This is a genomic window from Alteromonas sp. R7 (assembly GCF_055755235.1).
Genome location: NZ_JBVTQX010000005.1, coordinates 112,479 through 124,953, shown reverse-complemented (window position 1 = coordinate 124,953; position 12,475 = coordinate 112,479). Strand labels below are relative to the sequence as shown.

The window sequence follows — 12,475 nt, the reverse complement described above, 5'->3', positions numbered from 1 at the left end:
AATATTGCCGACTATGGCTCAACGCGATTATGTCTCTCGTGGACGCTCTCCTCAAAAAAAGAAGCCTGCTGGTAAAGGTAGAAAACCGGCCAGAAGCGCTCAATCAAATGCGCAATCTAACGCCCCGGTTTCTGGAAAACTTCCTATTGTGCGCCTTGTTGGCGTATTCGCATTGGTGATTGGCTTTGGTGCATTTTTGTGGTCAATAAAAGACAATGTAGAAGACGACGTGGATACACAAGCTTCACGACCTGTGGCTCCTACAGAAGAGACGTTACCTGAGCTTCCTGAAGAAGAATGGGAGTACATTAAGACCCTTCCAGGATATGAAGTAGAAGTTGAGGTCAAAGAGCAAGAAAAATCTGACAAACGCTATTTAATGCAGTGCGCCTCGTTTAGAACCCGCGCGCAGGCTGAAGAGATGAAAGCCAAAATTGCATTCCAAGGTTTAGAGGCGCTTATCAGACACAGCACTGGCAGCAACGGCGATTGGTTCCGCGTTATTCTGGGCCCTTACGAGTCTAAGCGTGACGCAGAAAAAGCCAAGCACAGTCTGCGTAAAGTGAACATTGCGACATGCCAAATTTGGTACTGGAATTTGTAGCAGTTTGTTGTAGGTAAAACTTAATGCGGTGCATACGGCGCTGAAATAGCGCGTAGAGAAAGGATGCGTTTACAAGGAAGTATCAATGAGTATTGCCATCACCGAACAACCAAATTACGCCGCTTATAGCGTAGAAGAGCTTGAGGACGTTCTGGAAAATATTGATAAGCAGGCCTTTCCAGAACGCTATCAGGCCGCAAAAAATGAGCTCGCTGCTAAGCGGGCAACGCTGCCACCTGAGAATGATACGGATAGCGCCCATCAAGATGAGCATTTTACTCGACCTAAGTGGTCTGAGCTTCATCCAATAACACGTATCAGTAACGGCGCTTTTTTAGTACTTATTGGCGCTTTGATTGTATCGGCATTCACCAACTTTATCGTGATTAACGCATGGCTAGATAATTCAACATGGGCCATTGTTTTATTTACTTTTGTTTATTGTGCCTTTTATTACCTGTCTATTTCCATCGATAAACGACAAGCGCAATTTGTGATGAAAGATTGGCGTGGAAAAGTAACAATTTTCACCATGCCGTTTTTGGGGCTTATTTTTACTTGGAATTTTATTGATAGGGCATTGCCCTACACGCTTCACTTAGCGTCTGAAAAACAAGAAACGGAACTGAAATTTGCTTATGAAAAAGGCAGCGGCTCTAAACACTGTCGACACTCACTGTTGTTAAAAGAGAGCGGTACCTTGTCAGATGGGCGATTATGCTTAAATCAAAGTGAGCACAAACGCTTACCAAATAAAGGATGGGTGTATGTTAAGGGCTCCGAAAGTGGTTTTGGTTTTGACATTGAAGGGTATAGATTTCGCTAAATTTCAACCATGAATGCCTGCGTACTAATCACTTCAAATGCAATTAGCCCAAGCAAAATGAGATTGACCAAAACCGTTACCCAATAAACCCTCATGAATGCCGATTTACTACGCTTGTGTTTAAAAATTTGTTGGGCAAGCAATGCGCCAGGCCATCCCCCCACTAAACTTAATAAGTGCAGCTTTGCTTCTGATACTCGCCGTTTTTCCTTTTTTGCAGCCGATTTGTCTATGCCGTAAAACAGTATGGTAAGCAAACTTACCGCGCCATAAACGATAGGTACTATAAACGGTAGCCGACCTGACAATGTAAATAACGCAAGTGCACCGAAGAAAATACTCAGAATGATAATATTACGTTTTCTTTGCGAGGTTGGCTTATTGGCGCGTAAACGTTTTGCTTTGTGATCCTTGAGTAAGCTGATGTTGCAGGCGCGGTGATTACCATTTCTATCCTGCTCAACTTCATAAACAATAATGTCGCCATTAACAGGGCGCCTAGAGCGTTGTTTAAACGCTTTGATATGAGTAAACGCGCGCGTGCCTCCACCGTTAGGCTCTACAAAACCATAACCTTTAGCATCATCCCACTGTTGAATTCTTCCCTGATACTTCACTACCACTCCTTTAAAACCATAATGTAGCGTCTTCAGTGTTACCACTTTATCTGCATTTCATTACCTAGGCATCATTTCAACTGACCATAGGCTCCATTGGCGAGAGTATGCACTCGATAAATGGTGTATTCAATAAGCACCGTATGCGCTAAGCCCATATAGTAGGCAGCTCTGAGCGCACATTCTTTTGTCTTACCCTTGAAATTAAAAAGCCTTCCCCCACTTATTTGTTATTGAATTTGAACGCTGCTGCCTTTGCTAGACGAAAAACGCAGCGGCGCCCAGCTAAACGGGGAATTAACGTGACAACGATTGTATCTGTACGACGTGGGAATCAAGTGGTAATGGCCGGTGACGGACAGGTATCACTGGGCAATACCGTAATGAAAGGTAATGCGCGCAAAGTGCGCCGTTTATACCACGACAAGATTTTAGCGGGCTTTGCTGGTGGCACGGCCGACGCATTTACGCTGTTTGAGCGCTTTGAAGCAAAGCTTGAAGCCCACCAAGGCCATTTGACCAAAGCGGCAGTAGAGCTCGCCAAAGATTGGCGGACTGACAGGGCGCTTCGCAAACTAGAGGCACTGCTTGCCGTAGCCGACGAAACCGCATCGTTTATTATTACCGGTAACGGTGATGTGGTGCAGCCAGAACAAGATCTTATCGCGATTGGCTCTGGTGGTAACTACGCGCAAGCCGCAGCTACTGCACTACTTGAAAATACAGAGCTAAGCGCAAAAGAAATTGCCGAAAAAGCGTTGACCATAGCGGGTGATATTTGCGTATTCACTAACCATAGCCAAACGGTTGATGTACTAGATTACTAAGTAATAGCTGAGTGCTGTTATCGGCTTGCTGTCGCTCGTATGAATTTGAGTACAGCAAGCGCTGTTAGAAAAGGGTTTATTCATGTCTGAAATGACACCAAGAGAAATTGTTCACGAGTTAGACCGACATATTATTGGTCAACAAGGTGCCAAGCGCGCTGTATCTATTGCACTTCGAAATCGCTGGCGTCGTATGCAGCTTGAACCTGAGCTGCGCCAAGAAGTTACGCCAAAAAATATTTTGATGATTGGCCCTACGGGTGTGGGTAAAACTGAAATAGCCCGCCGTTTAGCAAAACTTGCTAACGCGCCGTTCATTAAAGTTGAAGCGACTAAGTTCACTGAAGTGGGTTATGTAGGTAAAGAAGTTGAGACCATTATTCGTGATCTTGCTGATATTGCGGTGAAGATGACGAAAGAAAATGAAATGAAAAAGGTGAAATTCCGCGCAGAAGAAGCAGCGGAAGAGCGCATTTTAGACGTTTTGCTGCCTCCACCAGAAGATGCATGGGGTAATAAGGAAAACGTTGAAGATCGCGGTACGCGCCAAGCATTTCGTAAAAAGCTTCGTCAGGGCGACTTAGACGACAAAGAAATTGAAATTGATGTGGCACTTCCGCAGGTGGGCGTAGAAATTATGGCGCCTCCAGGTATGGAAGAAATGACCAATCAGCTTCAGGGCATGTTCCAGAACTTGTCGGGTTCGCAAAAGAAAAAGAAGAAGCTGAAAATTAAAGAAGCGTTCAAACTACTTATTGAAGAAGAGGCTGCACGCCTTGTGAATCAAGAAGATTTGAAAGAAAAAGCCATTGAGTCGGTAGAGCAGCACGGTATTGTGTTTATCGACGAAATTGACAAAATCTGTAAGCGTGAGGGCAACTCGTCGGCCGATGTGTCTCGCGAAGGTGTTCAGCGTGACTTGCTTCCACTTGTGGAAGGTTCAACGGTATCGACAAAACACGGCATGGTTAAAACTGACCATATCTTGTTTATCGCTTCGGGCGCATTCCAAATGAGCAAGCCGTCTGACCTTATTCCAGAGCTTCAGGGGCGTCTTCCAATTCGCGTTGAGCTATCTGCCCTTAAAGTCGGTGACTTCAAGCGCATTCTTACCGAGCCGAATGCGTCATTAACTCACCAGTACATTGCGCTAATGAAGACAGAAGGCGTGGATATTAGTTTCGACGATTCTGGTATTCAGCGTATCGCCGAAGCGGCATGGCAGGTGAATGAGCGCACTGAAAATATTGGTGCCCGCCGTTTGCACACCGTCCTAGAGCGCCTTATGGAAGACATCTCGTTTGACGCCTCTGAAAAGAGCGGTGAGTCGTTCGTGATTGATGCAGACTACGTTAACAGCCACCTAGAAACCTTGGTAGATAACGAAGATCTGTCGCGCTTTATCTTGTAATTTAGCGCTAAGTAGAAGTTTTCCCGTTAGTTGATATGTTCAACTAACCCTTCTACATGAACAAGAATTAAAAAGCCGACGTTAAGTCGGCTTTTTTACCATTCTACTTTTTCCCAATGGTCTTCGACTTCTTCAAGACGAATTATTTTTGCAGCTTCTTCCGCTTGGGTATTTGCTAGTAAATCAAGAAAGTAACTTACGGGATTATTCTTCTCTTGGCTTTCCATGTATAAGGCTCTTAAGGCTGCATCTGTTGTCCGTGGAATTTTTGTTTGACCTTTCTCATAACGCGCAATGGTCTGTTCATCAACACCAAAACGATTCGCCAGCATTTTTTGAGAAACATTTAGTTCTACACGTAAGAATTTAAACTCATCATGAGCAAGAGGCTTGTTGGTATTAACAATTGTCTGTGCTATCGCACTATGAAGACCGTTCATATCGTCAATGCTTGTATATTCTTCACCGTCTACAACTTCAACGGTAACACCGTTTTTCAGGTATACATTTGATAACCCGCTTTCAGTGTAATGGTACATTTTACCCTCTCAACTTATCCATACAGTAATTAGAAATGACATTGGACTATCATGATGATTTTTAAGTGCAACAGTGAGTTCGATAACTTTGCCCGCAGCTAAACCTTTCAAATTAAATTTCCAGTCTCCAGAAATATCAAGATATGGCCCCTCTCTAAATACTGAGTGCTTACTTTTTAATAAAGTGATCACCTGACCTGTAGTGATTCCTCGCTCATGCATGCGCTGTTTAACATGTTTAGTCCACCGAATCCGGTGAGTATAGTTTTCTGCGAGGTCATTCATTATTTTTCTGGCAGTTTCCTCTGTAAGAGGGAATTCATTAATTCCTTGGGGATTGTGATTAGCCATGAATGCCTTTTGAAATTCACCCTATCATATTGATAGGTTGTTGGGGTATTGTCAATGATTGCGTAAAGGCTTCTAAACAATCGCAAATTTGTTTTGGAAACCCAATTAGCCTCTAAACGTCCTGCTTGCTACTACGAAGTCTTTACCAGCAGTGCTACCAATTTTTCTGTTATATCTAGACCGGTATCGTTCTCTACTTTTAGGAAGTAAGGGCTGGGGTTGGCCTCTAGAAAAAAGTATTTTCCCTTCGCACTTTTACGCCAGTCGATAGCACACCAGTGCATACCTAATGCTTTGCATATTTTGATAGCTAACTGCTTAACGTCGCTGGGGACTAGGGTCACCGATACGCTCGCATTGTCGTCATTCCTGTAATCTAATTCACTTGAGTCGATTTGTACGCTGAGTACGTCATTGCCAAGCACATAGCTTCGTACATTCACGCCTGCAATATATTTTTGAAAGGTAACAGGGCGTTCACCTAAAAGCGCATTGAGTAACGGGCGCATGTTTGGTTGTTTATTCACAAACTGCGCAGTTCGACCGCCGCGTACAGGCTTGTAAATAACGTCTCGCATATTGTTACAAAACTGCGAAGCAACCTCGGGTGCATTGCCAACAAAGGTGTAGGGAATATGTGCTCCTAGTTTGCCAGCAATACGCGATTGATAAGGTTTACACTGGTGGCTTCGAACAGCGTCGATAGAGTTCACCCATTTAATGTCGCTATAGCTGAACCAGCAAAGTAGCGTACTTGCTCGCTCTTGCTCAACCCACCCTGCGTTTTCTAGCAAAGTAGATTCACCATCATGAGGTCTATCACCTTGTGTTTGAGCATCTGCACTGGCATCGTTTTTAGCATTATCACGAGGGGCTTTTAGCGGTATGCCAGGTAGGTACTCATGCCAATAAGCGGCTTGGGTATTCGAGAACGTGACTCTAGGTTGGTCGCAAAGTGAAGGCGAATTGAAATGAATTAGCCCGTCATCGAAGTCAGGGTCATAGCTGATCTTCCAAGTAGAACCAAAATGTTGCGTATTGGCAAAATAAAAGGGCGTGTTATTTTGGTGAAGTGCTTTGGCTATATGTTGAATTTGTGGGTCTTGCTCACTGCCTAGTAGTGCGACGTGCATTTGCGTTCCTTGCTAGCGTTGTAAGTGTTCAAAGAATCTAGTATCCCTTAAAGCAACACATGGGATACTGCCTAAACCGTATCCATGTGTTGACTTTGATAGGCGGTAAGTTACGACAAAATATCAGGTAGTTTGCCGCCGCCTTCACCAATAGCCATGGTTATGTAAACGGGCTCTTTAGGTGTTGGACCGACTACCGGCACACTTTCACTTAGGCGAGCTCGTAGTCCGCCGGATACCTCAAATAGCTGAGATTCAGCAACGGTAGCAAGCTTAGTATTTGCTGGTTGGTTCTGAGTTAATGGATGGTTTTTCATAATGTACGCTCCTTGTAGTGGCGTGGTGAGTAATGAAGTGGACACGCTTACAGCGAAGCCACTTCTTGGTAAAGGGTTCTAAAACAGCAGGCAATAAGCACAGAACGGTTGCTAATGTTGAGCTTTTTGTAAATGTTGGCGCAGTGAAATTTGACGGTCCTTTCACTGATGAATAGCTCTGAGGCAATAACCTTATTTGAGCGTCCTTCCATTATTTTGTGTGCAACTTGTAGTTCGCGTTTTGATAAACAGTCAATGGGGATAACGCTGTTCCGAGCGGTAATGCCGTTCGCATCTATTTGCATGCGTTCAGCTGCTGTCATCAATACTGCGGGTTCTCTGATTTCATGTGTTTTCATAGTGTTTCTCCGTGTTTACCTGATGTTGCGCTTCCTGTTACTTCAGTGGGAGGGCATAGATGTAAGTTGCCGTTTTCCAGACGATAAACCTTGTCTGCCATGGCAATTGATTGAGGGCGATGTGCCACAATAATTCGCGTCATATTTAGAGACTTAAGGTGATGATTTATCTGAGCCTCGTTTTCCATATCTAGGTGACTGCTTGCTTCGTCTAAAAATAAAATGTCTGGCTCTTGGTAAAGCGCTCTTGCAAGAAGCAGACGCTGTTTTTGACCACCACTTAAGCTGCTACCCATATCACCGACCAAGGAGTGGTATTGCATAGGCATTTGCATGATGTCTTCATGGATACAGGCAAGCTGAGCGACGTAAACCATTTTCTTGAGGTCGGGAGCTTCTTCAAAACAACAGATATTTTGCGCGATGGTGCCGCTTAAACAGGTATCCTCCTGAAGCACTGACGCGATGACTGGGTTTGTAGAGCTTGGGTGTTCGATATTGCCTTCTGAAACAGGGTACAGTCCCATCAGGCACTTAAGCATTGTGCTTTTTCCACAGCCGCTATCGCCTGTGATTGCGACGATCTCTCCGCTATGTACCGAGAACATTAGATTTTTAAACACCCACGCATTGGTTTCACTGTAGCGATAACTGAGCGCCGTCGCTTTAAGCGCTACAGGGCGAGTTTTGGCATCAAGAAGCGAGGGCGTACTTGCGCCATCAGGCGTTAAAACGTTAGGTGCAAGTGAGTTGGACGTGGATGAGTTGGGAACGTCTGCATTGCTAAAATGAACGTTTTGTTTTTCAAATGTATCGTCCTTAGCTTTTAACGACAGAGGCTTATGCTGTGATGGTGTAAGTAAAATGTCGCTTAAGCGGTTGAAGTGAACACCTAACATACTCAACTCAATCAGCTTGTTAACCACGCCATCTAATGCGCTGACAAAGCGAGCTTTGTACGCCATAAATGCCAGCAGCATCCCTATCGAAAGGGTTCCTTCCATAACCAGGCTGGCACCAATATACACAACGACCAAATTTTCAGCGCCAAACAATAGCTGATTGGTCAGTGCGCTGCCTATGTTGATTTTTCCAAGAGTAATGTCTTTGTTTAGCGTGGCGACAAGCTTGTTTTGCCACTGCCCGTGGCGCTGTACTTCTTGGCTGTATACGCGAATAGGTAGGATAGCGCGTACGCTTTCCATAAAGTGACTTTGTTCTAATGCTGCAAGCGCAATGCGTTCAGTGGTAAGACGTTTAATAAACGGCAGCAGTCCAAAACGAACGGCGAGGTAGGCAAGCATGATCGCCACTACAACAAGCGTGAGTTTGGGCGAATATAAAATCATTACTGCTAGTGTGATCACTGCCATGAGCCCGTCTAACAGCGCAGTAACCAGGCCGGTGGTTAGGAACTCACGAATACTTGCCAGTGAGCCAAAGCGGGATACCACATCGCCAATATGTCGCTTGTCGAAGTAGTCCAAGGGAAGCGATAATAAGTGCTTAAATACCGACGCCGACATTTGAAGCTGAAGGCGAGACGACACCGACAGAATAACGAACTTTCTTATCCCGCTAGTAAAAGTTTCTATTATTAGTAGCAGGGCAAACCCTATTGCCAGCGCTTTCAGTAATGCATCGTTGTTGTAAATCAATACATCATCTACGACTGTTTGCATGTAATAGGGTGAAGCAAGTGCAAATAACTGCAACACAATCGATAACGCGAAAAGGGTTAGAAGATTGCGCTTAAACCCTGTTGTTCGAGTGAAGAATTGACTAAGACCCAAACGTGGCGCGGACTTCTTGGGACTAAATGTGTCGCTAGGCGTGACCTCAAGTGCAATACCGGTAATGTACTTCGACGCCTCAGAATAAGTGAGTTTTCTTTCTCCAAGCGCGGGGTCGTGAATGGTAAGGGTTTTTCCCTTCACTTTAGTTAACACAACAAAGTGATTCATGTTCCAATGTAGAATTGCAGGGCAAGATAATTGCGCCAAGTGCTCCATTTCTATCTTGATGGCGCGGGTTTGGAAACCCAAATCACTGGCAATGCGCATTACGTCTTTTAACGTAGTGCCTCGTAGCGACACAGACACAGACTGACGTAGAGCATTTAGATCACGTTTATCAGAATAGTACTGCGCAATCATAGTCATACAAGCAAGTCCACACTCAGCTGCTTCGCTTTGCAGTACAACGGGCACACGCTTTTTTGTATAAAGGATTTGCGTTGAAAGTGGGTGTGTAATGTTCATCATGATTACAGCTTCCCAGTAATGCTATACAGTGGTTCCATTAACCACTCCATCAACGTGCGTTGACTTAAATCTACGTCTGCAGAAAATGTCATCCCAGCTTTCAGTGAAATATTGTTTCCATAAGCCAATATTTCTTTTGTATTTAGCGTTGCAGTAACAAGATAAGCGGGTTCACTAATAGAAATAGGGATGTCGGTAAGCTCACCAGGTAGCACCAACGAAGGTGAAATGTTCACTATCTCCCCTGACTGCACACCAAATTTTTGATAAGGAAATGCGTCGTATCGAATATGCAGGGCTTGGCCTTTGCGTAAAAATCCAGCAGACCGCACGGGAACTGCAATACGCGCTTGAATGTCGGCATTTTTAGGCAGTAAGGTAAGAAGCGGGCGAGAGCTATCGATGGTATATCCCGCCTTTACTTGAAGGCCGGATATCACGCCATTGTGAGGCGCATAAATCGTTTCTTCTGCGTTACTCTTGTGACTTACTATTTGCTGCGTGAGATCGCTCAAGGTGTTCTCCACGTTTGCCATTTCATTGGCCTGCTGTTGAGGCAAAGTGGCAAGTTCATGGTGGAGAGCAGCGATATTCGCCTTTTCGTCATTTTGGTCTTTTTTGGACAACGTAAGCTGTTGTTCGGCGGTCAACCTTTGTAGCGTATGGTTTTCATAGTCTGCTTGGCTAATGTGCCCTTGATTAAGTAAGGTTTGCGCTTTCTCCCACTGCTTTAGTGCTAGTGCCCACTGGGTTTGCGACAATTCAACGATGGCGTCTAAAGCCGTTAATGCCCGTTTGGCTTGGCTTAGTTGTTCTTCTAAGCCTTGTCGCTGCGCTCTATGCAACACATCAAGACGTTGAATACTTTGACGTGTTCGATGCTGCTTTGCTTCAAGCTCAGCGAGCAACTGCGTGCTAACTTTATTACCTGATGCATCATCGCTACTGTAGTTGATCTTAATTAGCGGCGCGCCCTTACTCACTAATTGACCTTCACTGACCAATACATCAAGTACTTTGCCGCGCCTTGCATCGGCATAGAGCTTAAAAACGCCATGACTGGGTTCCAGCCATCCACTCACTGATGCCTTTCGTGCGTAGCTTCCCGTATTTAGATAAATAATCACTGCCAAAATCCAGACCACAAGCAGGCCAGCTATTGCAGAATAAACAGGTTTTGGGGTCATTAAAAAACGTCCATCAACAGCATTTGATTGCTCATCAATGACTTCCTTTCTAAACAGTCCTGTTCTCATCTCCATTCCTTTTTTGTTTACGTATTTACATTGCAGTGCTTATCTAACTTTGTTTGGGTCACGTTAAAGGTATCTGGCCGCCACTTCCGTTTAGGCTTTTTCTCCTTGGCATCACAGTCCTTGACGCCTCCGTTTTGTTACTACCAGATACCTTGTGGTCAACATTACTGCGGTGACGGTGTTCACTTTAGGTGGGTTGGGAACTTGATGAATTACTGCTAAGGTCTATATTTCAGTAGCACACGGTTTCACTGGTGTTGGCGCATTTTTGAAAGCGGCTGGCTCAAATTTAGAAGTGATTCAGACACAAATAATTGCCAGTAAAATACAAAGAAGTCATAGAACTGTATAAAGAATGTGCTATAAAAAACAAAGGAATATGAAAATAACACGGTAAGAACACACAGAAGGAAGCCTCATGTTTGTGCCCAGCATACTTTTAAAGCAACTCTATACACGCGCAAGTCTTACGAAGACAGATAAAGGCTTATCTTTTTCTCTGAAAAACAGATTGAAAGACGCAACCATTAAAGAAGTAAAGTGGATATCTCTTGATGGCGAAAAAATTCCAGAGCATAAAATTTCACTCCAGTTAACTCCCGACTCCAGTATTTCCGTAGAAGCATTAAACAAATCAGACGGAGAGCCCTTTGGCTTGCGTCAAACCATTACCGTGCATTTAGATATTGATGAAGCGCCGTGCCCAGAAAAGCGAAAACTGGGTATTTGCTTTTCTGCTTCGCCTTTTGGAAAGCTTAAATTTGAAGTGGAAGACAATATTACTGCGCCAGGACAACGCAGCGCTTTTATTCCTCGTGACGACATGGATGACTACGGCGAAAGTATTATAAAAACACGCCAAGAATATTTCGAAAGCGCCACCGGAAAGAAAATTGATCACGTAGGTAAGTATTCAATCGACCCACAAGCGCTTAAGGGGAATATTGAGCATTTTATTGGCGTGGCGCAGGTTCCTATCGGTATTGCAGGGCCGTTGAAGATAAACGGAGAGCATGCACAAGGGGAGTTTGTCGTGCCGTTAGCGACAACCGAAGGTACGCTGGTGGCATCGTATAACCGAGGCATGAAGCTGCTTAACATGAGCGGTGGCGTAACGGCAACGGTCGTCGACGATGCTATGCAGCGAGCTCCTGTATTTATTTTTGAAAATGCACGGGGTGCCAGAGATTTCGTTAAGTGGATTAAAGCAAACTTTGAGAAGATTAAAGAAGAAGCAGAAGCGACCTCAAGTATTGCTAAGCTGACGTATATCGACCATTTCCTATCGAACAAATTTGCGTTTTTGCGTTTTAACTTTAAGACTGGTGACGCAGCGGGTCAAAACATGGTTGGACGTGCTACCTTCGCAGCATGCGGGTGGATACTCGATCATTATGAGGGGATAGAGAATTTCTACCTTGAGTCTAACTTTGCTACAGACAAAAAGGCCTCTCAAATAAACATTATGCGTACCCGTGGTAAACGGGTGACAGCTGAAGCCACTATTAAACGCGAACATCTATTAGAAGTAATGCGCGTAGACCCCAAACAGATAGATTATCACGGCCGTGTAGCTGGCGTAGGATCTTTCTTGTCTGGTGTGAATAACACGGGTCTGCATTCACCAAACGGTATTACTGCTATGTTTATCGCCACAGGGCAGGATGTTGCAAACGTATCTGAATCGTCGGCGGCAATGATGTATTCAGAATTAACAGACGACGGTGACCTGTACGTGTCTATTACCATTCCATCGCTCATCGTAGCGACGTATGGCGGTGGTACAGGAATAGGTACACAGCGCGAGTGCTTAGAGTTGCTGGATTGCTACGGGCGAGATCGCGTGTATAAATTTGCAGAAATTGTGGCGTCTGTGGTGTTGGCTGGAGAGATATCACTAGCATCAGCCATTAGTTCGTCAGACTGGGTGTCGTCACACGAACAGTATGGCCGAAACAGATAAAACCTTGG

The 12,475-nt window shown here is 44.6% G+C and carries 13 protein-coding genes; 5 read left to right on the top strand and 8 right to left on the bottom strand.

The genetic code is table 11. The features are described from left to right. The first annotated feature begins 13 nt into the window (after positions 1 to 13). Positions 14 to 604 carry a cbb3-type cytochrome oxidase assembly protein gene (locus AC0J2X_RS09825; protein ID WP_014977575.1) on the top strand — a complete coding sequence of 197 codons (591 nt, stop codon included), beginning with the start codon at positions 14 to 16 and terminating at the stop codon, positions 602 to 604. Positions 605 to 689: 85 nt separating this feature from the next. Then, positions 690 to 1,430: a hypothetical protein gene (locus AC0J2X_RS09820; protein WP_321824896.1), complete on the top strand. Its 741-nt coding sequence runs from the start codon at positions 690 to 692 to the stop codon at positions 1,428 to 1,430. Here AC0J2X_RS09820 and AC0J2X_RS09815 read toward each other — a convergent pair. Continuing rightward, positions 1,427 to 2,047 carry a DUF1294 domain-containing protein gene (locus AC0J2X_RS09815; RefSeq protein WP_472995999.1) on the bottom strand — a complete coding sequence of 207 codons (621 nt, stop codon included), beginning with the start codon at positions 2,045 to 2,047 and terminating at the stop codon, positions 1,427 to 1,429. The two genes, AC0J2X_RS09820 and AC0J2X_RS09815, sit on opposite strands and share 4 nt — an antisense overlap. 302 nt (positions 2,048 to 2,349) lie before the next feature. On the opposite strand from AC0J2X_RS09815, the gene hslV reads away from it, so the two are divergent. Then, on the top strand, positions 2,350 to 2,874 hold the full coding sequence (gene hslV / locus AC0J2X_RS09810) for an ATP-dependent protease subunit HslV (protein WP_014950969.1): 525 nt from the start codon (positions 2,350 to 2,352) through the stop codon (positions 2,872 to 2,874). Positions 2,875 to 2,956: 82 nt separating this feature from the next. Then, a complete protein-coding gene (hslU, locus tag AC0J2X_RS09805) occupies positions 2,957 to 4,285 on the top strand; it encodes an HslU--HslV peptidase ATPase subunit (RefSeq protein WP_462558521.1) in 1,329 nt (442 codons plus the stop codon). 95 nt (positions 4,286 to 4,380) lie between these two features. Here hslU and AC0J2X_RS09800 read toward each other — a convergent pair whose 3' ends face one another. The 7 genes from AC0J2X_RS09800 to AC0J2X_RS09770 all read right to left on the bottom strand — a co-directional run bounded on the left by AC0J2X_RS09800 (position 4,381) and on the right by AC0J2X_RS09770 (position 10,504). Then, positions 4,381 to 4,824: a helix-turn-helix domain-containing protein gene (locus AC0J2X_RS09800; RefSeq protein ID WP_014950967.1), complete on the bottom strand. Its 444-nt coding sequence runs from the start codon at positions 4,822 to 4,824 to the stop codon at positions 4,381 to 4,383. 9 nt (positions 4,825 to 4,833) lie between these two features. Further along, positions 4,834 to 5,175 (bottom strand): DUF4258 domain-containing protein, encoded by a 342-nt coding sequence (locus AC0J2X_RS09795; RefSeq protein ID WP_061096005.1) that lies wholly within the window; start codon positions 5,173 to 5,175, stop codon positions 4,834 to 4,836. A 131-nt stretch (positions 5,176 to 5,306) separates the two neighbouring features. Further along, positions 5,307 to 6,308, bottom strand: coding sequence for an ATP-grasp domain-containing protein (locus AC0J2X_RS09790; protein WP_039226772.1), 1,002 nt, complete (start codon positions 6,306 to 6,308; stop codon positions 5,307 to 5,309). A 110-nt stretch (positions 6,309 to 6,418) separates the two neighbouring features. Then, positions 6,419 to 6,625, bottom strand: a complete 207-nt coding sequence (locus AC0J2X_RS09785) for a hypothetical protein (RefSeq protein WP_014977570.1) — start codon at positions 6,623 to 6,625, stop codon at positions 6,419 to 6,421. Positions 6,626 to 6,672: 47 nt separating this feature from the next. Continuing rightward, positions 6,673 to 6,984, bottom strand: a complete 312-nt coding sequence (locus tag AC0J2X_RS09780; RefSeq protein WP_014950963.1) for a helix-turn-helix domain-containing protein — start codon at positions 6,982 to 6,984, stop codon at positions 6,673 to 6,675. Next, complete coding sequence (locus AC0J2X_RS09775; protein WP_472995998.1) at positions 6,981 to 9,248, bottom strand: peptidase domain-containing ABC transporter; 2,268 nt, start codon at positions 9,246 to 9,248, stop codon at positions 6,981 to 6,983. The genes AC0J2X_RS09780 and AC0J2X_RS09775 overlap by 4 nt, the downstream gene beginning before the upstream one ends. 2 nt (positions 9,249 to 9,250) lie before the next feature. Then, a complete protein-coding gene (locus tag AC0J2X_RS09770; protein WP_039226767.1) occupies positions 9,251 to 10,504 on the bottom strand; it encodes an HlyD family secretion protein in 1,254 nt (417 codons plus the stop codon). 418 nt (positions 10,505 to 10,922) lie between these two features. Between AC0J2X_RS09770 and AC0J2X_RS09765 the strand changes: the two genes are divergently transcribed. After that, entirely contained in the window at positions 10,923 to 12,467 is a 1,545-nt protein-coding gene (locus AC0J2X_RS09765; protein WP_039226763.1) for a hydroxymethylglutaryl-CoA reductase, read from the top strand. Positions 12,468 to 12,475 lie beyond the last annotated feature (8 nt).

Excerpts from the sequence above, each read along its gene's own strand:
- AC0J2X_RS09825 (WP_014977575.1), top strand. The coding sequence starts at position 14 with ATGGCTCAACGCGATTATGTCTCTCGTGGACGCTCTCCTCAAAAAAAG.
- AC0J2X_RS09820 (WP_321824896.1), top strand. The coding sequence starts at position 690 with ATGAGTATTGCCATCACCGAACAACCAAATTACGCCGCTTATAGCGTA.
- hslU (WP_462558521.1), top strand. The coding sequence starts at position 2,957 with ATGTCTGAAATGACACCAAGAGAAATTGTTCACGAGTTAGACCGACAT.
- AC0J2X_RS09800 (WP_014950967.1), bottom strand. The coding sequence starts at position 4,824 with ATGTACCATTACACTGAAAGCGGGTTATCAAATGTATACCTGAAAAAC.
- AC0J2X_RS09795 (WP_061096005.1), bottom strand. The coding sequence starts at position 5,175 with ATGGCTAATCACAATCCCCAAGGAATTAATGAATTCCCTCTTACAGAG.
- AC0J2X_RS09790 (WP_039226772.1), bottom strand. The coding sequence starts at position 6,308 with ATGCACGTCGCACTACTAGGCAGTGAGCAAGACCCACAAATTCAACAT.
- AC0J2X_RS09785 (WP_014977570.1), bottom strand. The coding sequence starts at position 6,625 with ATGAAAAACCATCCATTAACTCAGAACCAACCAGCAAATACTAAGCTT.
- AC0J2X_RS09780 (WP_014950963.1), bottom strand. The coding sequence starts at position 6,984 with ATGAAAACACATGAAATCAGAGAACCCGCAGTATTGATGACAGCAGCT.
- AC0J2X_RS09775 (WP_472995998.1), bottom strand. The coding sequence starts at position 9,248 with ATGATGAACATTACACACCCACTTTCAACGCAAATCCTTTATACAAAA.
- AC0J2X_RS09770 (WP_039226767.1), bottom strand. The coding sequence starts at position 10,504 with ATGAGAACAGGACTGTTTAGAAAGGAAGTCATTGATGAGCAATCAAAT.
- AC0J2X_RS09765 (WP_039226763.1), top strand. The coding sequence starts at position 10,923 with ATGTTTGTGCCCAGCATACTTTTAAAGCAACTCTATACACGCGCAAGT.